The 26,570-nt window shown below is 67.7% G+C and carries 22 protein-coding genes and 1 tRNA gene; 17 read left to right on the top strand and 6 right to left on the bottom strand.

Annotation, left to right across the window (positions count from 1 at the left end):
* Window positions 1-2: 2 nt before the first annotated feature.
* From Q344_RS23180 to Q344_RS0105850, 4 genes are all read left to right on the top strand, one after another.
* On the top strand, window positions 3-2,480 hold the full coding sequence (locus Q344_RS23180; RefSeq protein ID WP_036538370.1) for a DUF3772 domain-containing protein: 2,478 nt from the start codon (window positions 3-5) through the stop codon (window positions 2,478-2,480).
* A complete protein-coding gene (locus Q344_RS0105860; protein ID WP_028285872.1) occupies window positions 2,477-3,196 on the top strand; it encodes an alanyl-tRNA editing protein in 720 nt (239 codons plus the stop codon). Before Q344_RS23180 ends, Q344_RS0105860 begins: the two co-directional genes overlap by 4 nt.
* A gap of 66 nt (window positions 3,197-3,262) precedes the next feature.
* Window positions 3,263-4,147 (top strand): MBL fold metallo-hydrolase, encoded by an 885-nt coding sequence (locus Q344_RS0105855; protein WP_051630304.1) that lies wholly within the window; start codon window positions 3,263-3,265, stop codon window positions 4,145-4,147.
* A 59-nt stretch (window positions 4,148-4,206) separates the two neighbouring features.
* A tRNA-Ser gene (locus tag Q344_RS0105850) sits at window positions 4,207-4,296 on the top strand.
* Window positions 4,297-4,370: 74 nt separating this feature from the next.
* On the opposite strand, the gene Q344_RS0105845 is transcribed toward Q344_RS0105850, so the two are convergent.
* The 5 genes from Q344_RS0105845 to Q344_RS0105825 all read right to left on the bottom strand — a co-directional run bounded on the left by Q344_RS0105845 (window position 4,371) and on the right by Q344_RS0105825 (window position 9,701).
* The gene (locus Q344_RS0105845) at window positions 4,371-5,222 is read right to left on the bottom strand and encodes a metal ABC transporter permease (RefSeq protein ID WP_028285870.1); all 852 of its coding nucleotides are present in this window, start codon (window positions 5,220-5,222) and stop codon (window positions 4,371-4,373) included.
* Window positions 5,219-6,088 (bottom strand): metal ABC transporter permease, encoded by an 870-nt coding sequence (locus Q344_RS0105840; RefSeq protein WP_229669138.1) that lies wholly within the window; start codon window positions 6,086-6,088, stop codon window positions 5,219-5,221. The genes Q344_RS0105845 and Q344_RS0105840 overlap by 4 nt, the downstream gene beginning before the upstream one ends.
* On the bottom strand, window positions 6,085-6,966 hold the full coding sequence (locus tag Q344_RS0105835; protein ID WP_028285868.1) for a manganese/iron ABC transporter ATP-binding protein: 882 nt from the start codon (window positions 6,964-6,966) through the stop codon (window positions 6,085-6,087). The genes Q344_RS0105840 and Q344_RS0105835 overlap by 4 nt, the downstream gene beginning before the upstream one ends.
* 26 nt (window positions 6,967-6,992) lie before the next feature.
* Window positions 6,993-7,892, bottom strand: coding sequence for a metal ABC transporter substrate-binding protein (locus Q344_RS0105830; protein ID WP_028285867.1), 900 nt, complete (start codon window positions 7,890-7,892; stop codon window positions 6,993-6,995).
* Between the two features lie 105 nt (window positions 7,893-7,997).
* On the bottom strand, window positions 7,998-9,701 hold the full coding sequence (locus Q344_RS0105825; protein WP_028285866.1) for an ABC transporter ATP-binding protein: 1,704 nt from the start codon (window positions 9,699-9,701) through the stop codon (window positions 7,998-8,000).
* Between the two features lie 448 nt (window positions 9,702-10,149).
* Here Q344_RS0105825 and Q344_RS0105820 point away from each other — a divergent pair, with 448 nt between their 5' ends.
* From Q344_RS0105820 to Q344_RS0105780, 9 genes are all read left to right on the top strand, one after another.
* Window positions 10,150-13,014: a monovalent cation/H+ antiporter subunit A gene (locus tag Q344_RS0105820; protein ID WP_028285865.1), complete on the top strand. Its 2,865-nt coding sequence runs from the start codon at window positions 10,150-10,152 to the stop codon at window positions 13,012-13,014.
* A gap of 1 nt (window position 13,015) precedes the next feature.
* Entirely contained in the window at window positions 13,016-13,372 is a 357-nt protein-coding gene (locus Q344_RS0105815; RefSeq protein ID WP_028285864.1) for a Na+/H+ antiporter subunit C, read from the top strand.
* A complete protein-coding gene (locus Q344_RS0105810; protein WP_028285863.1) occupies window positions 13,369-14,907 on the top strand; it encodes a monovalent cation/H+ antiporter subunit D in 1,539 nt (512 codons plus the stop codon). The genes Q344_RS0105815 and Q344_RS0105810 overlap by 4 nt, the downstream gene beginning before the upstream one ends.
* A 1-nt stretch (window position 14,908) precedes the next feature.
* Window positions 14,909-15,400 (top strand): Na+/H+ antiporter subunit E, encoded by a 492-nt coding sequence (locus tag Q344_RS0105805; RefSeq protein ID WP_028285862.1) that lies wholly within the window; start codon window positions 14,909-14,911, stop codon window positions 15,398-15,400.
* On the top strand, window positions 15,397-15,666 hold the full coding sequence (locus tag Q344_RS0105800; protein ID WP_028285861.1) for a K+/H+ antiporter subunit F: 270 nt from the start codon (window positions 15,397-15,399) through the stop codon (window positions 15,664-15,666). Before Q344_RS0105805 ends, Q344_RS0105800 begins: the two co-directional genes overlap by 4 nt.
* Window positions 15,667-15,681: 15 nt before the next feature.
* Complete coding sequence (locus Q344_RS0105795) at window positions 15,682-16,062, top strand: Na+/H+ antiporter subunit G (RefSeq protein ID WP_028285860.1); 381 nt, start codon at window positions 15,682-15,684, stop codon at window positions 16,060-16,062.
* A 288-nt stretch (window positions 16,063-16,350) separates the two neighbouring features.
* On the top strand, window positions 16,351-17,316 hold the full coding sequence (locus Q344_RS0105790; protein WP_028285859.1) for a TAXI family TRAP transporter solute-binding subunit: 966 nt from the start codon (window positions 16,351-16,353) through the stop codon (window positions 17,314-17,316).
* Window positions 17,317-17,429: 113 nt separating this feature from the next.
* The gene (locus Q344_RS0105785) at window positions 17,430-20,042 is read left to right on the top strand and encodes a TRAP transporter permease (RefSeq protein WP_028285858.1); all 2,613 of its coding nucleotides are present in this window, start codon (window positions 17,430-17,432) and stop codon (window positions 20,040-20,042) included.
* Window positions 20,039-20,470 (top strand): universal stress protein, encoded by a 432-nt coding sequence (locus Q344_RS0105780; RefSeq protein ID WP_028285857.1) that lies wholly within the window; start codon window positions 20,039-20,041, stop codon window positions 20,468-20,470. The genes Q344_RS0105785 and Q344_RS0105780 overlap by 4 nt, the downstream gene beginning before the upstream one ends.
* Before the next feature lie 15 nt (window positions 20,471-20,485).
* Here the strand turns inward: Q344_RS0105780 and Q344_RS0105775 are convergent, their stop codons facing one another.
* The gene (locus Q344_RS0105775) at window positions 20,486-21,475 is read right to left on the bottom strand and encodes a LysR family transcriptional regulator (RefSeq protein ID WP_028285856.1); all 990 of its coding nucleotides are present in this window, start codon (window positions 21,473-21,475) and stop codon (window positions 20,486-20,488) included.
* Window positions 21,476-21,657: 182 nt separating this feature from the next.
* On the opposite strand from Q344_RS0105775, the gene chvE reads away from it, so the two are divergent.
* From chvE to araD1, 4 genes are all read left to right on the top strand, one after another.
* Complete coding sequence (chvE, locus tag Q344_RS0105770; RefSeq protein ID WP_188781488.1) at window positions 21,658-22,728, top strand: multiple monosaccharide ABC transporter substrate-binding protein; 1,071 nt, start codon at window positions 21,658-21,660, stop codon at window positions 22,726-22,728.
* 105 nt (window positions 22,729-22,833) lie between these two features.
* On the top strand, window positions 22,834-24,360 hold the full coding sequence (mmsA, locus tag Q344_RS0105765; RefSeq protein WP_036538367.1) for a multiple monosaccharide ABC transporter ATP-binding protein: 1,527 nt from the start codon (window positions 22,834-22,836) through the stop codon (window positions 24,358-24,360).
* Between the two features lie 41 nt (window positions 24,361-24,401).
* A complete protein-coding gene (gene mmsB / locus Q344_RS0105760) occupies window positions 24,402-25,562 on the top strand; it encodes a multiple monosaccharide ABC transporter permease (protein ID WP_280513593.1) in 1,161 nt (386 codons plus the stop codon).
* Between the two features lie 4 nt (window positions 25,563-25,566).
* A complete protein-coding gene (gene araD1 / locus Q344_RS23175) occupies window positions 25,567-26,562 on the top strand; it encodes an AraD1 family protein (protein ID WP_036538365.1) in 996 nt (331 codons plus the stop codon).
* Window positions 26,563-26,570: the final 8 nt, after the last annotated feature.

The following is a 26,570-nucleotide window of genomic DNA, read 5'->3' as shown; positions in this document are numbered from 1 at the left end:
CGATGTCACGTGCCGCTTCCTTCCTGAGCCTCTGCCTGCTGGCGCTGAGCCTCGTCCTCTCGGCGCCGCTCCGGACCGCCGCGCAGGACACCCAGCCCGCGCCCGCCGCGACGCCCGCCGACGCGGTCGAGATCGACTATGCCGCATGGGAGACCTTCGCGGCCGAGGCGCAGACCACCATAGCCTCGGGGGACGCGACCGACGAAGAGCTCGAGGCGCTGCGCAAGGAGCTGGTCGACTGGCGCGACCGGTTCGAGGCCGCGCAGAGCGTCAACGCCGAGGCCATCGCGACCACGCAGGCGCAGATCGAGGCGCTTGGACCGCCCCCAGAGGACGGCACCGAGGAGGCGCCCAAGATCGCGCAGCAGCGGGACGCGCTGAACGCCCAGCTGGCCGAGCTTCAGGCCCCCGTCACCGCGGCCGAGGTCGCATGGAACCGGGCCGATGCGTTGATCCGGGCCATCGACCGGACGCTGCGCGAACGCTCCACCTCGCGCCTCCTGGAACGCGGGCCCGCGCCGCTCAACCCGCTGAACTGGCCCGAGGCGCTCGCCTCGCTCGCCGACGGGTTCGAGGCGCTCTGGGACGAAGCCGCGACGAGGTTCGGGGACCCCGAAGTCCGCGACGCCGTGCGGGAGCATCTGCCGATCGCGCTGCTGCTCTTCGCGGTCGGCCTGCTCCTGATCCTCCGCGGGCGCTGGTGGATCGAGAAGCTGACGCTCCGGGTCCTGGGCAACGAGCGTTCGGCACAGCGCTACATCGCAGGCTTCGTGATCTCGCTCGGGCAGGTCGTCCTGCCGGTGGTCGGCACGATCGCGCTGCTGACCGCGATCATCATCCTCGGAGCCGCGGGCGCGAAGCTGACCGCGCTGCTGCAGGTGATCCCCGGCGCGGTGATCGCCTTCGCGGTGGCCCGCTGGGTCGGCGTCAGCATCTTCCCGATCGGCGACGTGCCGCCGCCACCGCTGCGGCTGAGTTCGCAGGCCCGGCTCGAGGGGCGTGTGCACTCCACCTTCCTCGGCCTGATCATGGGGATCTACATCCTGCTGAAGGAATTCGGCGAGGCCGAGGATTGGTCGGGCGCCTCGCTGAACGTGGTGCTCTATCCGCTGATCGTCGTCGCAGGCGTCATGCTCTTCCGCGTCGCGCGCCTGATCCTGAGCCATTCCGAGGCATTGTCAGAGGACGACGCCGCGGTCAGCTTCGGGCGCCAGCTCATGCACCTGCTGGCGCGCTTCGTCATCCTCGTGGCCATCGTGGGTCCGCTGCTGGCCGGGATCGGCTATTTCAACGCGGGCTATGCGATCGTCTTCCCGACGATCTTCTCGCTCCAGCTTCTGGGCGTGATCGTCATCCTCCAGCGGGTCGCGACCGAGATCTACGTGCTGGCCACCCGCAACAGCGAGGGCGCGCGCGATGCGCTGGTGCCGGTGCTCATGGGCTTCCTGCTCATGGTCGCCTCGGTGCCGATCTTCGCGATCATCTGGGGCGCGCGTCTGACCGACATCACCGAGATGTGGAACCGGTTCGTCACCGGCTTCACCTTCGGCGACATCACCATCTCGCCTTCGATCTTCCTGACGGCGATCATCGTCCTGATCTTGGGCGTCTTCGCCACGCGGCTGGTGCAGAGCACGCTCCGGACGACGATCCTGCCCAAGACCAAGATGGACCCCGGCGCGCAGGCGGCCATCGTCTCGGGTCTGGGCTATGTGGGGATCTTCTTCGCCGGGCTCATCGCCATCATGGCGGCCGGGATCGACCTCTCGGCGCTCGGCTACGTGGCGGGCGCGCTCTCGGTCGGGATCGGCTTCGGCCTGCAGAACATCGTGTCGAACTTCGTCTCGGGCATCATCCTGCTGATCGAGCGCCCGGTGTCCGAGGGCGACTGGATCGAGGTCGGGCCCAACATGGGCTACGTCCGCTCGATCTCCGTCCGCTCCACCCGGATCGAGACCTTCGACCGGCAGGACGTGATCGTGCCGAACGCGGACCTGATCTCGGGCACCGTCACCAACTGGACGCGCGGCAACCTCGTCGGCCGTCTGATCCTGCCCGTGGGCGTGGCCTATGGCACCGACACGCGCCGGGTCGAACGGATCCTCAAGGAGATCGCCGAGGCGCAGCCGATCGTGCTGCTGAACCCGCCGCCCTATGTCTTCTTCAAGGGCTTCGGTGCCTCCTCGCTCGACTTCGAGGTGCGGGCGATCCTGCGCGACATCAACCAGATGCTCGCGGTCCAGACCGAGATGAACCACCAGATCGCCGAACGCTTCGCGCAGGAGGGGATCGAGATCCCGTTCCCGCAGCAGGACCTCTGGCTCCGCAATCCCGAGGCGCTGACCGGCACCGCCCGGACCGAGACGCTGACCCCCGGCGAATTGCGCGACGTCGCCGAGGCGCAGCGCGGCTCGCAGGCGCATCTCGACGAGAGCGACACCGATGCCGGTCCCGACGACGCAGATGGAGACGCACGTTGACCGAATTGCTCTACCGCGAGGATGCCTATCTGACCGAAGCACCCGGCACCGTCCTGTCGCACACCGACAGGGGCGGCGTGGTGCTGGACGCCTCGCTCTTCTACGCGACAGCCGGGGGCCAGCCCGGCGACAGCGGCCGCCTGACATGGGACGGCGGCTCGATGGAGGTCGTGACCACAGTGAAGGGGGAGGGGGATGACATCGTCCTCGTGCCCGCCGAGGGGGCCGCGCTGCCGCCCGTGGGGACCGAGCTCTACCAGCATCTCGACTGGGAGCGGCGCCATTCCCTGATGCGCGTCCATACCGCCCTGCACCTGCTGTCGGTCGTGATCCCGCTGCCGGTGACGGGGGGCCAGATCTCCGAAGGGCAGGGGCGGCTCGACTTCGACATGCCGGAGGCGCCCGAGGACAAGCAGGCGCTCGAGGAGGCGCTGAACGCGCTCATCGCCCGCGATCTCGAGGTCTCGGAGACCTGGATCACCGAGGCCGAGCTGGACCAGAACCCGGGGCTCGTGAAGACCATGTCGGTGCAGCCGCCGCGCGGCGCCGGACGGATCCGTCTGGTGCGGATCGGGGAGGGGGCGGAGCAGGTCGACCTCCAGCCCTGCGGCGGCACCCATGTGAAGCGGACGGGCGAAATCGGACGCATCGCCTTCGGAAAGATCGAAAAGAAGAGCAAGCTGAACCGCCGGGTGCGGATTTCGCTGGTGGACTGAGCCCCGGCATTGCGCGCTGCGGGGCCCGGTCCTAGCATCCGTGGCATGACCTCAGGAGAGCCCCGCATGCCCGATCCCGTCGCCCAGCCTGCCAGCGCCTATCACCACCGCGTGGGCGACATGCTCGTCACCGCCCTGAACGACGGCTTCGCGCTGCGGCCGCTGGCCGGGGGCTTCATCCGCAACGCCTCGCTCGACGAGATGAATGCGGCGCTCGAGGCCGCGCGGATGGCGCCCGACGTGCTGCCCATCACCTTTACGCCGGTCATGGTCCGCACCGGGGACGAGGTCATCCTGATCGACGCGGGCTTCGCCGACACGGGCTCGCCCACCACCGGTTTCCTGCACCGGGGGCTCGCCGCCTGCGGCGTGGCACCGGAGGACGTCACCACGGTCCTCGTCACCCATTTCCACGGCGATCACATCAACGGGCTGGTGAACAAGGCCGGCGATCCGGTCTTCCCGAAGGCCCGTGTGCGCGTCCCGGCGCCCGAATGGGCCTTCTGGACCGACCCCGACCACCGCGCCGCTGCCCCCGAGGCGATGCAGGGCGCCTTCGACGGGGTGGAGCGTGTCTTCTCCGCCCTAGGTGACGCCGTCGATCACTACCAGTGGGGCGACGAGGTCGCGCCCGGGATCATCGCCATCGACGCCCGCGGCCACACGCCCGGTCACACCGCCTTCGAGGTCCGCTCGGGCGATGAGGTGATGATCTTCATCTCCGACACGACCAACCACCCCGCGCTCTTCATGGCGCATCCCGAATGGCAGGCGGCCTTCGACATGGACCCGGACCGAGCGGTCGAGACCCGGATGAACCTGCTCGGCCGGATCGCCGACGAGGGGGTGAAATACGCGGGCTACCACGTGCCCTTTCCGGCCGTCGGTCACCTCGTCCGGGAGGGCGACGGCTTCCGCCACGTCCCGCTGCAATGGATGGCGCAGGTCTGAAATTTCCCGCTTTTTCCCCCTTGCGACTGCCCGCGGGGTCGCGGTAATAGGGCCGGACCGGAGAGGTGGCCGAGTGGTCGAAGGCGCACGCCTGGAAAGTGTGTAGGCGGGAAACCGTCTCCAGGGTTCGAATCCCTGTCTCTCCGCCACTTGCCCCCACAAAAACCGTTCAACCTGACCAGCACGGCGCCTGCCGTCGATACGCTGCGCGCGTCGCGGGCGCCTAGGCGCCCCCCGCCGCCACCCGCGCGCGGGACGCCCGGCGTGTCAGCCATTGCCGCCGCAGGAAGGCCAGCAGGAACAGCGCGGTCAGGATGAGGATGATCGTCGGGGCCGGGGCGCTGTCGAGGTAGAAGCTGGCGTAGGTGCCGCCCAGCATGGCGAGCATGCAGACCGGGACCGAGACGAGAAGCATGCTCCGGAACTCCCGCGCGACGAGGAAGGCGATGGCCCCGGGCGCGATCAGCAGGCCCACGGCCAGGATCAGGCCCGCGGCCGAGAGCGTCGCGACGATGGTCAGCGACAGCGCGGCGAGCAGGCCGTAGTGCAGCAGCCCGACCGGCAGGCCCGATGCCTGCGCCTGCGCCGGATCGAACGCGTGCAGCAGGAGGTCCTTCCACTTCATCACCAGCGCCCCCGCGACCACGGAAGCGATCACCCCGGAGGTGATCAGCTCGTGCCGCTCGACACCCAGCATGTTGCCGAAGAGCACATGGTCGAGGTGGATGCTGGTCGAGATCGAGGCGTAGAGCACGATCCCGACGGCGAACATCCCCGAGAAGACGACGCCCATGACGGTATCCTGCTTCACCCGGCTGTTGCCCGACAGGTAGCCCGTCGCCACCGCGCAGGTCATGCCGGCGGCGAAGGCGCCGAGGATGAGCGGGAAGCCGAAGATATAGGCCAGCACGATCCCCGGCAGGACGGCATGGCTGACCGCGTCGCCCATCAGGGCCCAGCCCTTGAGCACGAGGAAACACGACAGCAGCGCCGTCGGGACCGAGACGATCACGCAGATCAGGAAGGCGTTCTGCATGAACGGGAACTGGAAGGGCAGGGCGAGCGCCTCCATCATGCGGCCCCCGGTCCGTCGCGGAGCGCCGCGGCGGCCTTGCGGCGCGCGGCCAGGAGCCCGTGTTTCGGTGCCAGCAGGAAGGCCCCGAGGAAGATCAGTGTCTGAAGCGTCACGATGATCCCGCCGGTCGCCCCGTCCAGGAAGTAGCTCGCGTAGGCGCCGAAGAAGCTCGTCAGCGCGCCGATGGCGACCGAGAGCGCGATCAGCCGGGGGAAGCGGTCGCAGAGCAGGTAGGCGGTCGCGCCCGGCGTGACGACCATGGCGATCACGAGGAAGGCGCCCACGGTCTGCATCGCCGCGACCACGCTGGCCGAGAGCAGGACGAAGAACACGGCCTTGAGCAGCGTCGGCCGCAGGCCGATGGTGCGGGCGTGGTTCTCGTCGAAGAAGGTGACCATCAGGTCCTTCCACTTCGCCAGCAGCACGGCGAGCGAGACGAAGCCGATGATCGCCAACTGGATCGTGTCCTCGGGCGTGATGGCGAGGATGTTGCCCATGGTGATCGTCTGGATCGAGACCGAGACGGGGCTGACCGAGACCATGAAGAGGCCGAGGCCGAAGAAGGAGGTGAAGATCATCCCGATGATCACGTCGACCTTCAGCCCGGAGCGTTCCGACAGGAACAGCATCGCGCCCGCCGCCAGCCCTCCGGCCGCGAAGGCGCCGAGGGCGAAGGGCAGGCCCAGCATGTAGGCGCCGGCCACGCCCGGCACCACCGAATGCGAAAGCGCGTCGCCGATCAGCGACCAGCCCTTGAGCATCAGATAGGCCGACAGGAAGGCGCAGACCGCGCCGACGAGGGCCGAGACCCACATCGCGTTGGTCATGTAGCCGTAGGCGAAGGGCTCGAGCAGGGTGGCGATCATTCCGCGTCCCGCTTCTGGAGCCGGTCGCCGTAATGCACGAGCGGGCGTTCGTCGTCGGAGAAGATGGTGACGGCGCGCGCGTCGGCATCGTCGTGCAGCGCCTCGCCGCCCAGCGTGAAGTGCCGCAGGACGCCGCCGAACGCCTCTTCCAGGTTCTCGCGCGTGAAGGTCGTCTCGGTCGTCCCGTAGGCCAGCACCGTGCCCTTCACGAGCACGGTGCGGTCGCAGAATTCCGGCACCGAGCCCAGGTTGTGGGTCGAGACCAGCATCACCCGCCCCTCGGCGCGCAATTCGCGGAGCAGGTCGATGATCTGCGCCTCGGTCTGCACGTCGACGCCGGTGAAGGGTTCGTCCAGCAGGATCACCTGACCGTCCTGCGCAAGCGCGCGCGCGAGGAAGACGCGCTTGCGCTGGCCGCCCGAGAGCTCTCCGATCTGGCGCTTGCGGTAGTCGCGCATGCTGACCCGGCCGAGGGCCGCATCCACCGCCGCGCGGTCCGCGGCGGAGGGACGGCGGAGAAAGCCCATGTGCCCGTAGCGCCCCATCATCACCACGTCCTCGACCAGCACCGGGAAAGCCCAGTCGACCTCCTCGGCCTGCGGGACATAGGCGACGAGGTTCTTCTTCAGCGCCTCGCGGACCGGGAGCCCGAGGATCGAGATCTCGCCCCTGGCCGCCGGGACGAAGCCCATCAGGGCCTTGAAGAGCGTCGACTTGCCCGCGCCGTTCACCCCAACGAGCGCGGTGATCGTGCCCCGCGGGATCGCGAAGGACGCGTTCCACAGCGCCGTGTGGCCGTTGCGGTAGGTGACCGTCACGTCGCGGGCGGCAAGGCCGTCACGCAGGTCGGAAGGGGCGTCGGGAGAAAGGGCGTCCATGCTGGGAAAGGGTCCTGGCGAAAGGGTCACTCGGCGCCCGCGAGCCCATCGGCGATGGTCCGCGAGGTGACGGTGAGAAGGTCGAGGTAGCTGGGCACCGGGCCATCCGCCTCGGACAGGGAATCGACATAGAGCACGCCGCCATAGGCCGCGCCGGTTTCCCGCGCAACCTGCTGGGCGGGTTTCTGGCTGACGGTGCTTTCGCAGAAGACGGCCGGAATGTCATGCGCGCGCACCCCGTCGATCACCGCGCGGACCTGCTGGGGCGTGCCGACCTGGTCGGCGTTCATCGGCCAGAGGTAGAGTTCCTGCATCCCGAAATCCTTCGCGAGGTAGGAGAACGCGCCCTCGCAGGTGACCAGCCAGCGCCTGTCCTCGGGGATCGCCATGATCCGGTCGCGCAGCGGCTCGAGCGTGTCGCGCAGCGCCTGTTTGTAGGCGGCGGCATTTTCGGCATAGGTCCGGGCGTTGTCGGGGTCGTGTTCGCTGAGCGCGGCCTCGATATTGTCGATGTAGACCAGCGCATTGTCGAGCCCCATCCAGGCATGCGGGTTCGGCTTGCCCTCATAGCTGCCCCCGGCGATCGAGATCGGCTCGATCCCGTCGGTCAGGGTGACGGAGGGGATGTCGCCGAGGTTCGACAGGAACTGCTCGAACCAGAGTTCGAGGTCGAGCCCGTTCCACAGGATCAGATCCGCGTCCGAGGCCGAAACGATGTCGCGCGGCGTCGGTGCGTAGCCGTGGATCTCTGCGCCCGGCTTGGTGACCGACACGACCTCGGCCGCGTCGCCCGCCACCTGCGCCGCCATGTCGGCGAGCACTGTGAAGGTGGTGACGACCTTCAGCTTGTCCTGCGCAAGCGCGCCGGTCCCGAGCACGGCGGCCAGCGCGGCAAGAGAGGCGGTCCGGGTCAGTTTCGGCGTCATGAATGGCTCCAGGGGTCGGGGTTGATCGCTGCCCTAAATTGTTAATGCAAATCAGTCGCAAGTCAATGCCGCTGAGAACGGTTCGCAAAGATCGCCCGATGGCGCTCAGGCCGCGCTGAGGCTCGCGTAGCGGCCGGCGGCCTCGCGCAGCTCGTCATGGGTGCCCATCTCGACGATCCGGCCCTGGTCCATCACCGCGATCCGATCGGCATCCCGGATCGTGCCCAGCCGGTGCGCGATGACGAGCGTGGTGCGGTCGCGCGACAGATCCTCCAGCGCCGACTGGATCAGCCGCTCCGTCTCGGTGTCCAGGGCCGACGTCGCCTCGTCGAGGATCAGGATCGGCGGGTTCTTCAGGAAGGCCCGCGCGATGGCGACCCGCTGCTTCTGGCCGCCCGAGAGCATCACGCCGCGCTCGCCGACGATCGTCTCGAGCCCCTCGGGCAGGCCGGCGATCATCTCGGTCAGCTGCGCCCGGTCGGCGGCCTCGAGGATGTCGGCCTCCGAGGCGCCGAGCCGGCCGTAGGCGATGTTCTCGCGCAGCGTGCCGCCGAAGAGGAAGACGTCCTGGCTGACGATCCCGACCTGGCGGCGCAGCGATTGCAGCGTCATGTCCGCCACGTCGATCCCGTCGATCAGGATGCGGCCCGATTGCGGCTCGTAGAATCGCGGGACCAGCGCCAGCAGCGTCGTCTTGCCCGCGCCGGAGGGGCCGACGAAGGCCATCGTCTCGCCCGGCCGGACCGAGAGCGAGACGTCGCGGACCACCGGCCCGGGGCCGCCATAGGTGAAGTTGACCGCCTCGAAGGCGACCGCGCCCTTGAGCGCGGGCGCGGGCGTGGCGCCCGCGCGGTCGGAAACGTCGGGCCGGGTCGACATGAGGTCGAGGTAGCGGCGGAAGCCCGCGATGCCGCGGGGATAGACCTCGATCACCGCCGCGATCTTGTCGAGCGGGCGGAAGAAGACGTTGACCAGCAGCAGGAAGCCGACGAAACCGCCGGTGGTGAGCGAACCCTTCAGCACGAAGACCGCGCCCACGACCATCACGACCACCTGGATCAGCCGCATCCCCATGTAATTGAGCGCCGAGGAGGCGGCCATGACCTTGTAGGCCTCCAGCTTGGTGGTGCGGTAGCCCTCGTTGTCCCTGGCGAAGAGAGCCTTCTCGTGGTCCTCGTTGGCGAAGGCCTGCACGACGCGCATGCCGCCGACGTTCTCTTCCAGCCGGACGTTGAAATCGGCCACCCGCGCATAGATCGCGCGCCACGTCCGGGTCATCCGCCCGCCGTAGATCGTGACGATGGCGACGCAGGCCGGCACGATGGCCGCGGTGATCAGCGCCAGCGGCGCGTCGATGGTGAGCATCAGGAGGAAGGCGCCCACGAAGGTCATCACGGCGATGAACAGGTCCTCGGGCCCGTGGTGCGCGACCTCGCCGATCTCTTCGAGGTCGCGGGTCACGCGGGCCACGAGCTTGCCCGTCCGGACCCGGTCGAAATACGAGAACGACAGCTTCTGGAGATGCTCGAACGCACGGCGCCGCATCTCGGTCTCGATGTTGATGCCCAGCTTGTGGCCCCAGTAGATCACGATGGTCATCAGCCCGGCGTTCACGAAATAGATCAGCAGGAGGCCGATCGCGGCGAGCACGGTCAGGCTCATGTCGCCCGAGGGCAGCAGGTCGTCGATGAAAGCCGCGACGGCCAGCGGGAAGGCGAGCTCCAGCAGGCCGGAGAGCACGGCACAGCCGAAATCCAGCCAGAAGAGCCGCTTCCAGGGGCGGTAATATTCGTAGAATTGTCGCAGCATGAGGGGCGTCCGGGATGCGGGCGGCGGCCGGGGCAGCGCCGCGGGAAGGCTACCCACGGCGGCCTAGCACCATTTCCCGCCCTCTGCGAGGGGCAGGGGCCCCGGCGCGTGCTCGGGCGGCGGGCCCTGACCACGAAGCAGGCATGACGGTCTGGCGCGCGCGCGCCCCGGGCCGCCGTCAGGTGCCGCCGCGCGACGGACGACCAGAGGCGGGTTTCCCCCATCATTCCGGGCGCCTGCGACGATTGGCGCAGGCACGTCAGCGTCTTCACGATGGTGTGAGGGCGGCGTGATCCGAGGGCGCGGAGCCCGAAAATACCGGGTCTTCGCGCGCCGTCAGCGCCGCCGATTTTCCGCGATCGCGCCGAAAGCCTGCGAAACCGGCTTGCTCGACACCCCGGGGCTGGTATGTGCATATTCCGTCGGAAGTCGACACAGAGGAGAGGCAATGACGAGCGGCGGCAATTTCCTGATCATCATCGCGTTATTGCCGTTCATCGGAGCCCTCGTGCCCGGCGTCATGATCCGCGCCGGACGCAACGCCTGCGCGATCTTCACGGCGGCGCCCACTCTGCTGGCCCTGACCATGCTGCTCATCCTCGCGCCCCGCGTGATGAACGGCGAGGTGGTTCACGACGAATTCGTATGGATGCCGCAGATCGGCCTCTCGGCCAGCTTCATGCTCGACGGGCTGGGGCTGCTCTTTGCCGGGATGATCCTCGGCGTCGGGCTGCTGATCATCCTCTACGCGCGCTTCTACCTGTCGGGCGAGGACCCGATGGGGCAGTTCTATACCTACCTGCTGCTCTTCCAGGGCGCGATGCTGGGCATCGTGCTGTCGGACAACATCCTGCTTCTGCTGATCTTCTGGGAGCTGACCTCGCTTTCGTCCTTCCTGCTGATCGGCTACTGGAAGCACCTGCCCGAGGGCCGGCAGGGCGCGCGCATGGCGCTCGCGGTGACGGGCGCCGGCGGGCTCGCGATGATCGGGGGGATGCTGATCCTCGGCAACATCGTCGGTTCGTTCAACCTCAGCGACATCCTGCAGGCGGGCGACGCGATCCGCGCGTCGGAATGGTACATGCCCGCGCTGATCCTGATCCTGCTCGGCGCCTTCACCAAGTCGGCGCAGTTCCCGTTCCACTTCTGGCTGCCGCATGCGATGGCGGCGCCGACCCCGGTCTCGGCCTACCTGCACTCGGCCACCATGGTGAAGGCGGGCGTCTTCCTGATGGCCCGCATGTGGCCGGTCCTGTCGGGCACCGACGCCTGGTTCTACATCGTCGCCACCACCGGCCTCGTCACGATGGTCCTGGGCGCGCTGATCGCGCTCTTCAAGGACGATCTGAAAGCGCTTCTGGCCTTCTCGACGGTCTCGCACCTGGGCCTGCTGACGATGCTTCTGGGCTTCGGCACCGAGGCGGCGGCGCTCGCGGCGGTGTTCCACATCATCAACCACCTGACCTTCAAGGCGGCGCTCTTCATGACCGCCGGGATCATCGACCACGAGACGCACACCCGCGACATCAAGCGGCTCGGCGGGCTGCGGCGGCTGATGCCCGTCACCTTCGTGATCGGCACGGTGGCGGCGCTGTCGATGGCGGGGATCCCGCTCTTCAACGGGTTCCTGTCGAAGGAGATGATGCTCGAGGAGGCCTCGCACACCGAGTGGTGGCAGAACCCGTGGATCGTGCCGGCGCTCGCGACGCTGGGCGCGCTGCTGTCGGTCGCCTATTCGCTGCGCTTCATCGCGCATGTCTTCTTCGGCCCGGTGCGCGACGATTACCCGTCGAAACCGCATGATCCGCCCGCCGGCATGTGGGCCTCTCCCGCGTTCCTCGCCGTGCTGGTCATCCTGATCGGCGTGATGCCGGTGCTGGTCGAGCCGCTGGTCATCGTGGCGGCGGATGCCGTGACCGGCGGGCTGGACTACGCCCCGCACCTGAAGATCTGGCACGGGGTCACGCCCGCATTGTGGATGTCCGGCATCGCGGTGCTGGGCGGGATCATCCTGCTGGCGCTGCACGCGCCGCTCGACCGGCTCTGGCTGGCGACCCCGCGGCCCGAGGCCAAGTCGATCTTCGACCGGCTCGTCGGCGGGACGGTCGCGCTGTCCCGCGCGATCTCCGAGCGGAGCCACAACGGCGCCATCAGCCGCTACCTCGCGATCTTCGTGGTGACCACGGTGATCTCGGGCTACCTCGCGTGGCGCGGCGGCGGCATGCCGGTGCAGACCCGCGGCATGATCCCGATCCCGCCCGTCGTCTGGGTGGGCTGGATGCTGCTGCTCGTCGCCACGATCTCGGTCGTGCTGATGCACCGCGACAGGTTCCGGACCCTGGTGGTGATCGGGATCATCGGGCTGATGATCTCGGTGGGCTTCGTCTACCTTTCGGCGCCGGATCTCGCGCTGACGCAGATCTCGGTCGAGACCGTGACGATCATGCTCCTGCTGCTGGCGCTGCACTACATTCCCAAGACCTCGCCGGTCGAAAGCTCGGGCGGGCGGAGGTTCCGCGACGCGGTGATCGCCATCGCGGCGGGGGCCGGGGTCGGCGGGCTGGCCTATGCCTTCATGCTGCGCGACGTCGAAACGATCTCGGAATACCACCTCGCCAATTCCTACACCGGGGGCGGCGGCACCAACGTGGTGAACGTGATCCTTGTCGATTTCCGGGGCTACGATACCTACGGCGAGATCATTGTCCTGGGGATCGCCGGCCTGACGATCTATGCGCTGCTCGAGGCGCTGCTGGCCGGGCCCGCGGGCCGCAGGCTGCGCAACACCGATTATTCGACCGACCGCTCCAAGGATCGTCACCCGCTGATGATGGTGGTCGCGACCCGGCTGATGCTGCCGATCGCCGCAATGGTCGGGATCTTCATATTCCTGCGCGGCCACAACGAACCGGGCGGCGGCTTCGTCGCGGGGCTCGTCATCTCGATCGCGCTGCTGATGCAGTACATGGCCTCGGGCTTTGCCTGGACACAGGCGCGGCAGCGGATCGAATACCACGCGATGATCGGCACCGGCGTGGTGATCGCCGGGCTGACCGGGGCAGGGGCATGGCTTGCGGGCAAGCCTTTCCTGACCAGCGCCTTCGGCTACGTGCACCTGCCGCCGATCGAGGAATTCGAGCTCGCCACCGCGGCGCTCTTCGACCTGGGCGTCTTCCTGACGGTGCTGGGCGCGGTGATGCTGATGCTCTACTCGCTGTCGCGTATCGCGCGCTACGCGGGCGAGACGATCAACGTCGAGCCGATGGACTACGACCCTTCCGATCGGGTCTCGCAGGCACGGAAGGAGGAATAGGATGGAACTCGTCGTGGCAAGCTCCGTGGCGGCGCTGACCGCGGGCGGGGTCTATCTGATCCTGCGGATGCGCGCCTTCGCCGTGATCGTCGGGCTCGCGCTGCTGTCCTATGCGGTGAACGTGTTCATCTTCGCCTCGGGCCGGCTGGTGGTGAACGAGCCGCCGATCCTCGACAAGTACGGGGACGGCATCTACACCGACCCGCTGCCGCAGGCGCTGGTGCTGACGGCCATCGTGATCTCGTTCGGGATGACGGCGGTGCTGGTGATGATCGCGCTCGGGTCCTACCTCGAATCCGGCGATGACCGGATCGACCTCGACGGGCCGCGGACGGATGCGGAGGACGGCGCGCAATGAACCACTGGATCATCGCCCCCGTCATCCTGCCCGCCATGCTGGCGCCGCTGATCGGCTTCGTCATGCGGCACGACATCTCGCTGGCCCGCGCCGCCTCGGTCACCGGCACGATCTTCCTCGCCGCGATCTCGGTCGGGCTGCTGATCCTCGCGACCAGCGGCGAGACCCATGTCTACAAGCTCGGCGATTGGGAGGCGCCCTATGGCATCGTGCTCGTGCTCGACCGGCTGTCGGCCCTCATGGTCTTCCTGACCTCGCTGCTGGCGCTGATCGTGCTGATCCACGCCATCGCCACCGGCTGGGACAACCGGGGGCGGCATTTCCACGCGCTCTTCCAGTTCCAGCTCATGGGCATCTGCGGCGCCTTCCTGACGGGGGACGTCTTCAACCTCTTCGTCTTCTTCGAGGTGCTGCTCATCGCCTCCTACGGGCTGATGATCCATTCGGGCGGCAAGGCGCGGCTGCAGGCGGGGCTGCAATACGTGGTGATCAACCTCGCGGGCTCCACGCTCTTCCTCTTCGCGCTCGGCACGCTCTATGCCACGACCGGCACGCTCAACATCGCGCATCTCGCGGTGCGGCTGGCCGAGATCCCGGTCGAGGACGCGGCGCTGGTCCGGGTGGCGACGATGCTCCTGATGATCGTCTTCGCGGTGAAGGCCGCGCTCTTCCCGGTGCAGTTCTGGCTGCCCGGCACCTATGCCAACGCACCCGCGCCGGTGGCCGCGCTCTTCGCGATCATGACCAAGGTCGGCGCCTATGCCATCCTTCGCGTCCACACGCTCGCCTTCGGGCCCGAGATCGCGGCGACCGAGGGCGTCGCGGGCTCCTGGCTCTTCCCGGCGGCCATCGTCACGATCGCCATCGGCGCCGTCGGGGTGCTGGGCGCGCGCCGGCTCATGCCGCTGATCGCCTTCTCGGTCGTGGGCTCCATGGGCACGCTGATGATCGCGATCTCGGCCTTCACGCCCGAGGCGACGACGGCGGCGCTCTACTACCTCGTGCATTCGACCTTCGCGGCGGCGGCGCTCTTCCTGATCGCCGACCTCGTGGTGACGCGGCGCGAGGTCGACGGGCTCGCGGCGATGCCGGTCACGCAGCAGAACGGGCTCTTTGCCGCGCTCTTCTTCGCCGCCGCGATCGGCATGGCGGGGATGCCGCCGCTCAGCGGGTTCCTCGGCAAGCTCTTCGTGCTGGACGTGATGCGCGATCCCGCCGAGCTGCCCTGGGCCTGGACCGCGATCCTCGCGGGCTCGCTCTTCACCATCGTGGGCTTTGCCCGCGCGGGCTCGGTCCTGTTCTGGAAATCCACCGCCACGCCCGCCGCCGTGCTGGCCGGGGACGAGGTCGCGGCCCCGATGCCGCCCGCCGCGCGCCCGATGGAGCTGGCGCCCTCGATGGCGGCGCTCGCTCTTCTGGTGCTGCTCTCGTTGCTCGCCGGACCGGCGGCCGGATACCTCGAACGCACGTCGGCGCAGCTGTTCGACCGCGCGGGCTATGTCGGCGCCGTGCTCGGCACGGACCTGGAGGGTTGAGATGCTCAAACGCCTGATGCCCCACCCGATCCTGAGCGTCGCGCTGGTGCTGGTCTGGCTGATGCTGGTCAACCACGTCAGCCTCGGCAACCTGCTGCTCGGCGCGATCCTCGCGCTGGTCGTGCCCGCCCTGACCGGGCCCTACTGGCCGAACCGGCCCAAGGTCAGCCATCCCTTCGTGGCGATCGAATACGTGCTGGTGGTGCTCTGGGACATCGTCGTCGCCAACATCCAGGTGGCGATGATCATCCTGTTCAAGCGCAACGCCGACATCCGCTCCCGCTGGGTGACCGTGCCGCTCGAGCTGACCTCGCCCGAGGCGATCACCGTGCTCGCCGGCACGATCACCATGACGCCCGGCACCGTCTCGGCCATGCTCTCGGCCGATGGCAGCTGCATCCTCGTGCACTGCCTGCACACCGACGATCCGGACGGCGTGCGCGACGACATCAAGGCGCGGTACGAACGGCGGCTGAAGGAGATCTTCCAATGATCGCATGGGCCATCCTTTTCGCCTTTGCCTGCTACGGCGCGGGCCTGCTCTGCAATCTCTGGCGTATCGTGCGGGGGCCGACCAACGCGGACCGCATCCTCGCGCTCGACACGATGGTCATCAACGTGATCGCCCTGCTGGTGCTCTACGGGATCGAGAACGAGACGGTGATCTACTACGAGGCCTCCATGCTGATCGCGATGGTGGGCTTCGTGTCCACCGTCGCCTATTGCCGCTTCATCCTGCGCGGCGACATCATCGAGTGAGGTGAGGACATGGACATGGACCTGCTGATCGAATTCCTCGTCGCCTTCTGCCTCGTCGTCAGCGGGGTCTTCGGCTTCGTCGGATCCTTCGGACTGCTGAAGCTGCGCGACACCATGCAGAGGCTGCATTCGCCGACCAAGGCGTCGACGCTCGGCGTGGGTGGCGTGCTCGTCGCCTCGATGGTCTACTTCGTCGCGATCAAGGGCGATTTCACCTTCCACGAGCTGCTGATCTCGCTCTTCCTCTTCCTGACCGCGCCGATCTCGGCGAACTTCATCGCCAAGACCTACCTGACTCGGTCCGGGCGGGACGAGGAACTGCCCGCGACGGCCAGCGAATACGGCTGGTCGATCCACGACGATCCGCCGCAGATCTCGGACCAGCCCAAGGAGTGAGGGCCGGGCCGGACGGGCCGCGTGGCGCGTTTCTTGACACGACCGGAAGTTGATGGAACGATCACGGGGACGTGACCCGATCCCCCGGAGCCGCTTCACCCGCGTGGCGAAGCTGTTCCTTTTCGAAACCCGCCAACGACGGTCGCGCGGCGGGCCGGGCCCAGGGCGCCCGACCGGGCCGCGCGCATCGCAGCGCGCAGTCGCGACCTCGGGGAGGTGACCGACGGCCGGACCGGCCGCACCTCCTTGTCCCTCAACCAACCCCATGAAGACCAAGGGAGACACACCATGAAACACCTCAGACTCGGACTGGCCGGCCTTGCCGCGGCGGCCGTGATGGCACCGGCGGCATTCGCCGAGGAGTTCATCACCATCGGCACCGGCGGTGTCACCGGGGTCTACTACCCGACCGGCGGCGCGATCTGCCGCCTGGTGAACAAGGGGCGCCGGGACCACGGGATCCGCTGCTCGGTCGAATCGACCGGCGGCTCGGTCTACAACCTCGAGACGATCCGCGCGGGCGAACTGGAATTCGGCGTGGCCCAGTCCGACTGGCAGTACCATGCCTATAACGGCACCTCCTCCTTCGAGAGCGCCGGCCCCTTCGAGGACCTGCGGTCCGTCTTCTCGGTCCATCCCGAGCCCTTCACCGTCGTGGCCCGGGCCGATGCCGGCATCGAGAGCTTCGAGGACCTCAAGGGCAAGCGCGTGAACATCGGCAACCCCGGCTCCGGCCAGCGTGGCACGATGGAAGTGCTGATGGAGAAGATGGGCTGGACCACTGACGATTTCGCGCTCGCCACCGAGCTGAAGGCGGCGGAACAATCGGCGGCGCTCTGCGACAACCAGATCGACGCGATGGTCTACACCGTCGGCCATCCCTCGGGCTCCATCCAGGAGGCCACCACCGCCTGCGATTCCGTGCTCGTTTCGGTCGACAACGACGCGGTGACCGCGCTGGTCGAGGAAAACCCGTTCTACCGGACCGCCACGGTCCCGGGCGGCATGTACCGCGGCAATGACGAGGACGTGCAGACCTTCGGCGTGGGCGCGACCTTCGTGACCTCGGCGAATGTCTCGGACGAGGCGGTCTACGCGGTGGTCTCCTCGGTCTTCGAGAATTTCGAGGACTTCAAGGGCCTGCACCCCGCCTTCGCCAACCTGAAGCCGGAAGAGATGGTCTCGGCCGGTCTCTCGGCGCCGCTGCATCCGGGCGCGCAGAAGTATTACGAGGAGCAGGGCTGGCTCCAGTAAGCCGCTCCGTCCGATGCTCCGGCGGGGGGCGGCCAGCCGGCCCCCGCCACAGGGTGTGACCCTTTGAAAGCCGAAGCAATCAATCCGGCCATCAGCGCCGCGACGGAGGACACATGGCCGAGACCGAGAAACGCGGGCTGAGCGAACAGGAGCTTCAGGAGCTCGTCTCCGCCAGCGACAGCGGCGCGCGGCAGGTGTCCGGCGCCATCGGCACCTTCATCGCGCTGGTCGCGCTGGCCTGGTCGATCTTCCAGGTCATGCTGGCCTCGCCGGTCGCGCCCTACGTGCTGCCGAGCGACATGATCAACAACGCGCGCCAGATCCACCTGGCCTTTGCGATCTTCCTCTCGGCCATGGCCTATCCGCTGTTCAGGTCCGCGCCGCGCGACCGGGTGCCGTGGTACGACTGGATCCTCGCCGTCGGCGGCGCCTTCCTCGCCATGTACGGCTATTTCTTCTACGAAAAGATCGTCTCGAACGGCGGGCTGGCCGACGACATGGACGCGGCCTTCGCGCTGGCGGGGCTGATCTTCCTCTTCATTGCCGCCTACCGGACGCTCGGCCCGGTGATGGTCGTGCTGGCGCTGATCTTCCTCGGCTACGTGTTCTTCGGCGCGTCCGAGCTGGTGCCCGACCAGATCCGCTGGGCCGGAGCCTCGCTCCGCAAGGCGATGAGCCACATGTGGATCACCTCGGAGGGGGTCTTCGGGATCGCGCTCGGGGTCTCCACCAAGTTCGTCTTCCTCTTCGTCCTCTTCGGCGCGCTCCTCGACAAGGCGGGGGCGGGCAACTACTTCATCAAGATGGCCTTCGGGGCGCTCGGCCACCTGCGCGGCGGGCCGGCCAAGGCCGCCGTCGTGGGGTCCGCCGCGACCGGGCTGATCTCCGGCTCCTCGATCGCCAACGTGGTCACCACGGGCACCTTCACCATCCCGCTGATGAAACGCGTGGGCTTCTCGGCCGAGAAGGCCGGCGCGGTCGAGGTCGCGTCCTCGGTCAACGGCCAGATCATGCCCCCGGTGATGGGCGCGGCGGCCTTCCTGATGGTGGAATATGTCGGCATATCCTACGTCGAGGTCATCACCCATGCCTTCCTGCCGGCGGTGATCTCCTACATCGCGCTGGTCTACATCGTCCATCTCGAGGCGGTGAAGACGCGCATGCCCACGATCGGCAACAGGGTCGCGTCGATCTGGAAGACGATCCTCGGCATGTTCCTCTTCTTCATGGGCTTCGCGGCGCTCTGCTATGCCACGCAATATCCCGTGAGCTGGGTCGTCGCACTGGTGCCCGAGGGCGCCTCCTGGGTGCTGGCGGTGCTGATCGGGCTGGTCTACGTGGGCCTTGTCTGGATCGCCGCGCAGGTGCCCGACCTGGAACCCGACGACCCGAATGCCGAGGTGGTCGAGCTGCCCTCCATCCCGCGGATCTACAAGTCGGGCCTCTACTACCTGCTGCCGATCATCGTGCTGGTCTATTTCCTGATGATCGAGCGCAAGTCGCCCGGCCTCTCGGCCTTCTGGGCGACCTTCCTGCTGCTCTTCATCCTGCTGACCCAGAAGGCGCTGAAGGCGATGTTCCGGGGCGAGGGCGCCATAGGCGCGCGGGTCCGCGAGGGGTTCATCGACCTGATCGTCGGCATGATCGACGGCGCGCGGAACATGATCGGCATCGCGCTGGCAACCGCGACGGCGGGGATCATCGTGGGCACCGTCTCGCTCACCGGCATCGGGCAGGTGATGGCCGATTTCGTCGAGTTCCTGTCCGGCGGCAACCTGATCCTGATGCTGATCTTCGTCGCGATCCTCTCGCTGATCCTCGGGATGGGGCTGCCGACCACGGCGAACTACATCGTCGTCTCCTCGCTCATGGTGGGCGTGGTGGTCGAGCTGGGCGCGCAATCGGGCCTCGTGGTGCCGCTGATCGCGGTGCATCTTTTCGTCTTCTACTTCGGGATCATGGCCGACGTGACGCCACCCGTCGGGCTCGCGAGCTTCGCCGCCGCCGCCGTCTCGGGCGGGGATGCGATCCGGACCGGGATCGTGGCCTTCTTCTACAGCCTGCGCACCGTGGCGCTGCCCTTCGTCTTCATCTTCAACACCGACCTCCTGCTGATCGACGTGACATGGACCCAAGGGATCCTCGTCTTCATCGTCTCGACCGTCGGCATCCTCGTCTTCACCGCGGCGACGATGGGCTGGTTCCTGACCCGCTCCCGCATCTGGGAGACGGTGGCGCTTCTGGTGGTGGCCTTCGCGCTCTTCCGGCCGGGCTTCTTCATGGACATGATCGAGCCGCCCTACAACGACTACGCCCCGGCGCAGTTCGAGGAGGCGCTGGCCGAGGCGCCGGCGGGCGGCACCCTGCGCGTCATCATCACCGGGCCCGATTTCGACACGCTGGAGCAGAAGGACCTGACGCTCGCCCTGACGGTGCCCGAGGGCGCGGATGCGGCGGAGCGTCTGGACGCGCTCGGGCTGATGCTGATGCCCGAGGGCGACCGGATGATCCTGGATGAACCGATGTTCGGCAGCCCGGTCTCGGAGCGGCTGGCCAGCTTCGACTTCTACGGCGACGAACCGGTCGAGATCACCGCCGTCCGCGCGCCCGCCGACCAGATGCCGAAGGAGCTGATCTTCATCCCGGCGCTCCTGCTTCTGGGGCTGATCGCGCTGCTTCAGTACCGCCGGGCGGAGACGCCCTCAGCCGAAGGAGAACCGGCATGATCGAGACCATCCTCTGCGCGGTCGACGTCAACCGGCTGGACGAGGAAACCCATGTCCTGGAACGCGCCGCCGCGCTCGCCCGGCTGGACGATGCCCAGCTCGACCTGATCACGGTGCTGCCGGATTACGGCAAGAGCGTCGTCGGCGGCTATTTCGAGGAGGGCCATTCGGCCAAGTCGATCGCCAAGGCGAAGGAACTGCTGACCCTCTTCGGCGAAGCCGCTCTCGGGGCCGAGATGAACGCGAAGGTCCGGCACGTCGTCGCCATGGGCGCGGTCTATCACGAGATCCTCATGGCGGCCGACAAGGACGGCGCCGACCTGATCGTGCTGGGCGCGCACCGGCCCGACCTCAGCGACTACCTGCTCGGCCCGAACGCCGCGCGGGTCGTGCGCCATTCGCGGACCTCCGTCTACGTCGTCCGCTGATCGGGCAGGCGGCAGCTATCCGGCCGGCGCCGCGCCTTCGGGCACCCGGTCCAGGATCGCCTGTTCGACCATACCGAAGACCCGCGCGGCAGGGGGCGAGAGCGTGCCCGCCTCGCGCCGCACCAGCGAATAGGGCGAGACGGCCATGTCGGGCGCCACGTCGAGCAGCCGGATGTTGCCCCCGAGCGCGGCCTTCGCCGCGTAGAACTCTCCGACCGAGCGCGCCATCGGGGCCACCGCATTGGTGTCCGAGATGATCGCCAGCGTCAGCAGCAGCGACGAGGTGCCGAGGATACGCCTGGGTACGGCATAGCCGTTTTCCAGCAGGTAGGTCTCGACCGTCCGCCGCTGCAGACCGCCCGGCGGCTGCATCACCCAGTCGTAGATCAGGCAATCCTCCAGCGCGATCCTCTCGCGCCGCGCCAGCGGATGATCCGGGCGGACGATCAGCACCACGGGTTCGGGCCCGATGCGGCGCATGTGGAAGGCGCGGGCGTCCACCCCGTCGGGCAGGCGGCCGATGTAGAAGTCGAGATCCTGCGCCAGAAGCTCCTCGGCCAGCTTGTCCGAGGTGTCGACGTTCACCGTGATCTCGATCTCGGGATAGGTCACGCGCAGGTCGCGGATCACCGGCAGGACGATCTCGAGCGCCGGCCCCGTCACCGCGCCGATCCGCACCAGCCCGCGCGCGCCGCGCGTCATCTCGATGACCGACGCCTGCGTATGGTCAAGCTGGTGCAGGATCGACCGGGCGTTGCGCGCGACAAGCTGGCCCGTCTCGGTCAGGCTCACGCCGCGGGCGTGGCGGGTGTAGAGGGGCGCGCCGACCATACGCTCCATCTCGGCCATCAGGCGCGAGGCCGCGGGCTGCGTGATCGAGAGCTGCGCCGCCGCGCCCGACATCTGGCCGCTTTCCTCCAGCGCCACGAGGAGGCGGAGCTGCGAAAAGCGCAGGCCCTGCCGGATCAGGTGATCCCGGCTGACGCCGGACACGCTGGAGGTCATTGATATGCTCCGATTGGTATGTTGCGCGCTTCATTACTGATTTGATTGGTATGCGAGGGCAGGGCAAAACGCTAGCGAAAGTCGCGCCCGAAGGGAGAGACCATACGGTCTGGACGGGTCGGCTTCATAGGGAACAGCGTCCGGTGGCCCGCCCCGCGGGTCCGGAAGACGCGAGGGAGGACATGATGAACCTATTCAAGCGCGCTCTGGCGACGACGGCGGTCGTTGCCCTTTCGGCCGGCATGGCCGCGGCCCAGGACAAGGGGACCGTGGGCATCGCGATGCCGACGAAGAGCTCCGCCCGCTGGATCGCGGACGGCGACAACATGGTGAAGCAGTTCGAGGAGGCGGGCTACGCCACCGACCTGCAATATGCCGAGGACGACATCCCGAACCAGCTTGCCCAGATCGAGAACATGATCACCAAGGGCGTCAACGTGCTGGTGATCGCCGCCATCGACGGCACCACGCTGACCTCGGCGCTGGCCAATGCCGATGCCGCCGGTATCGAGGTGGTGGCCTATGACCGCCTGATCCGCGACAGCGAGCACGTCGATTACTACGCGACCTTCGACAACTTCAAGGTGGGCGTGCAGCAGGCGACGACGCTGGTGGACGGGCTGAAGGAACGCTTCCCCGACCAGAAGCCCTGGAACGTGGAGCTCTTCGGCGGCTCGCCGGACGACAACAACGCCTATTTCTTCTACGATGGCGCGATGTCGGTGCTTCAGCCGCTGATCGACAGCGGCGACATCCAGATCCCCTCCGGCCAGACAGGCATGGACACGGTCGGCACGCTCCGCTGGGACGGCTCGGTGGCGCAGGCGCGGATGGATAACCTCCTGTCCGCGAACTACACCGGCGACAACCAGGTGCACGGTGTGCTCTCGCCCTATGACGGGCTGTCGATCGGGATCATCTCCTCGCTGACGGGCGTCGGCTACGGCTCGGGCGACATGAAGATGCCGATCGTCTCGGGCCAGGACGCCGAGATCCCCTCGGTCAAGGCGATCCTGCGCGGCGAGCAGTATTCGACGATCTTCAAGGACACCCGCGAGCTGGCCCGCGTGACCGTCGACATGGTCAACGCCGTGCTGGAAGGTGGCGAGCCGCCGATCAACGACACCGAGACCTACGACAACGGCGTCAAGGTCGTGCCCTCCTACCTGCTGGAGCCGGTCCCCGTGACCGAGGCCAACTGGGAAGAGGTGCTGGTCGACAGCGGCTACTACACCAAGGACGAGATCGAGTAACGGCAACCGTTTCTCCCGGGGATGCGCGGTCTCCTCCCGCGCGCCCCAGACCGCCCCCGGCCGGCTTCGGCCGGACGGGGGCCCCTGAAGACCCGAAAGGCCGCCATGCCCATCCTCGAAATGCGCGGGATCACCAAGGAATTTCCCGGGGTGAAGGCGCTCGACAACGTGAACCTCTCGGTCGAAGAAGGCGAGATACACGCCCTCGTCGGAGAGAACGGGGCCGGAAAATCGACCCTGATGAAGGTGCTCTCCGGGGTCTACCCGCACGGAAGCTACGAGGGCGACATCCTGTTCGACGGCGCGGTGAAGGCCTTTCATTCCATCCGCGACAGCGAACGCGACGGGATCATCATCATCCACCAGGAGCTGGCCCTCGTGCCGCTGCTCTCGGTCGGAGAGAACATCTTCCTCGGCAACGAACGCGCCCGCGGCGGGGTGATCGACTGGCACGAGACGAACCACCGCGCGAAGGACCTGCTGGAGCGGGTCGGGCTGCACGAACGGCCCGAGACCATCGTGGACGACCTCGGCCTCGGCAAGCAGCAGCTGGTGGAGATCGCCAAGGCGCTCAGCAAGAACGTGCGGCTGCTGATCCTGGACGAGCCCACCTCGTCCCTGAACGAAACCGACAGCCAGAAGCTCCTCGACCTGCTCCTGGAGTTCAAGGCGAAGGGGATCACCTCGATCCTCATCTCGCACAAACTGAATGAAATCAGCCGCGTGGCGGACACGATTACGGTTCTGCGCGACGGCTCGACGGTCTCCCGGCTCGATTGCGAGGGCGGCATTTCCGAGGACGACATCATCCGCGACATGGTGGGCCGGTCGCTGGAGGACCGCTATCCGCCCCGCGCGCCCCGGATCGGCGAGACGGTGATGGAGGTCCGCAACTGGACCGTCCACCACCCCCTGCATCCCGAGCGCAAGGTCGTCGACAACGTCAGCTTCCACGTCCGCAAGGGCGAGGTGCTGGGCATCGCGGGCCTCATGGGTGCCGGCCGCACCGAGCTTGCCATGAGCCTCTTCGGCCGCAGCTACGGCCGCGACATCTCGGGCGAGGCGCTGATCGGCGGCCAGCCCGCCGACCTCTCCACCGTGCGTCGGGCGGTGAACGCAGGGCTCGCCTACGCCACCGAGGACCGCAAGACCTTCGGGCTCGTCCTCGACCAGACGATCCGGCGGAACATCCCGCTTGCCAAGCTCGAGGCGGTGGCCCGGAACGGCGTCGTGGACAGCCACCGCGAGGCCGAGGTCGCCGAGACCTACCGCGACCGGCTCAACATCAAGTCGAGCTCCATCGAGCAGGAGGTCGTGAACCTCTCGGGCGGGAACCAGCAGAAGGTCGTCCTGTCGAAATGGCTCTTTGCCGATCCCGACATCCTGATCCTCGACGAGCCGACCCGCGGCATCGACGTGGGCGCGAAATTCGAAATCTACACCGTGATCCGTGACCTCGCCGCGAGCGGCAAGGCGATCATCGTCATCTCGTCGGAAATGCCGGAACTCCTCGGCATCACCGACCGGCTCTACGTGATGAACGAGGGCCGCTTCGTGGGCGAGATGCCGACGGCCGAGGCGAGCCAGGAACGGATCATGTCCACCATCATCAAGACCGGACAGGCCGCATGACCGAGACGACATCACCCCACGCCGAGACCAGCCCCTCCACCATGGGCGCGAGCTTCGCCTTCCTGAAGACGCACCTCCGGGAATACGGCATCCTCTTCGCGCTCATCGCGATCATGCTGTTCTTCCAGGTGGCGACGGGCGGGATCCTCCTGAAGCCGGTGAACCTGACGAACCTGATCCTGCAGAACTCCTACATCGTGATCATGGCGATCGGGATGCTGATGGTGATCGTCTGCGGGCACATCGACCTCTCGGTCGGTTCGGTGCTGGGCTTCGTCGGCGCGCTCGCGGCCGTCATGATCGTCAACTGGGGCGTGCCGTGGCTGCTCGCGGGCGTGATCTGCCTTGGCGTCGGCGCGGTGATCGGGGCGGCGCAGGGCTTCTGGATCGCCTATTTCCGGATCCCCTCCTTCATCGTGACGCTGGCCGGGATGCTGGTCTTCAAGGGCCTCACCCTCTGGCTGCTCGAGGGCCAGTCCGTCGGCCCGTTCCCCGCGCAGTTCCGCCTGATCTCCTCGGGCTTCGTGCCGGACCTCCTCGGCGGGGCCGAGATGAACCTCTTCTCCCTCCTGATCGGCATCGCCGTCGCGAGCCTGATCCTCGGCCTCGCCATACGCACCCGCAGGCAGGAACAGACGCGCGGCATCAATGACGAACCCTTCGCCTTCTTCGCGGTGAAGAACGCGCTGATCTTCGCGGCGCTGGTCTACATGTCCTGGCTGATGGCCGATTTCCGCGGGCTGCCCAACGTCTTCATCGTCATGGCGCTGCTGATCGCGGTCTATTCCTTCGTCACCAGCCGGACCACTTTCGGCCGCCGCATCTACGCGATCGGCGGAAACGAGAAGGCGGCGTCGCTCTCGGGGATCAACTCGCAGCGGCTGACCTTCCTGACCTTCGCCAACATGGGGATGCTGGCGGCGCTCGCGGGCCTCGTCTTCGCCGCCCGCCTCAACACCGCGACCCCCAAGGCCGGGATCGCCTTCGAGCTCGACGTGATCGCGGCGGTCTTCATCGGCGGCGCGTCGATGTCCGGCGGGGTGGGCACCGTGGTCGGGGCCGTGATCGGCGCCTTCATCATGGGGGTGATGAACAACGGGATGTCGATCCTCGGGATCGGGATCGACTGGCAGCAGGTCATCAAGGGGCTGGTGCTGCTGGCCGCGGTGATCTTCGACGTGATGAACAAGAAGAAGGGCTGAGATCATGCTTCTCTCGCAATACCGAAAGCCCGACGGCCGGATCCAGGTGGTCGCCCGCGACGGGACCGAGGCCTTCGAGGTCCGCACCGACAAGACGCTCTACGACCTCGCCATGGACTGCGCGTCCGAGGGGCAGGGGCTCCGCGACCGGATCGCCCGTCTGGGGCTGAACGGCGCGGTCGACATGGAGCGGCTCTATGCGGAGGGCAGCCTCCTGCCGCCCGTCCTGCACCCGGACCCGGCGCATCTGCATCTGACCGGCACCGGGCTCACGCATCTCGGCTCCGCCGCCACCCGCGCCTCGATGCATGCGGGGGCCAAGGCCGAGAACGAGACGGATTCGATGAAGATGTTCCGCATGGGCGTCGAGGGCGGCAAGCCCGCGAACGGGGCGCCGGGCGTGCAGCCCGAATGGTTCTACAAGGGCAACGGCACGGCGCTGGTGGCGCCCGGCTCGGCCCTCGCGTCGCCCGAATTCGCGGATGACGGCGGCGAGGAGCCCGAGATCGCGGGTCTCTACGTGATCGGCCCGGACGGCACGCCCTTCCGGCTGGGCTTCGCGCTGGCCAACGAATTCTCCGACCACGTGATGGAGAAGAAGAACTACCTCTACCTCGCCCATTCCAAGCTGCGGCCTGCGTCGGTCGGCCCCGAGATGCTGGTCGGCGACCTTCCGCAGGACATCCGGGGCACCTCCCGCGTGCGGCGCGGCAACGAGGTGCTCTTCGAGAAGCCGTTCCTTTCGGGCGAGGCAAACATGAGCCATTCCATCGCCAACCTCGAACACCACCACTTCAAGTACCCGCTCTTCCGCCAGCCCGGCGACGTGCATGTCCACATGTTCGGCACCGCGACGCTCTCCTTCGCCGAGGGGCTGTCCTGCGCGGACGGGGACATCTTCGAAATCGAGGCGTCCGACTTCGGCCTCCCGCTGCGCAACCCGCTCAGCCGGGCCGCGCCGCCCGCGGCGCTGGCGCGGACCGAGATCCGGGCGCTCTGAGAGGCAGA

The organism is Pseudooceanicola nanhaiensis DSM 18065 (assembly GCF_000688295.1).
In the GTDB taxonomy this organism is placed as follows: domain Bacteria; phylum Pseudomonadota; class Alphaproteobacteria; order Rhodobacterales; family Rhodobacteraceae; genus Pseudooceanicola; species Pseudooceanicola nanhaiensis.
The sequence above is the reverse complement of the archived record's forward strand: the minus strand, read 5'-3'. Positions and strand labels throughout refer to the sequence as shown.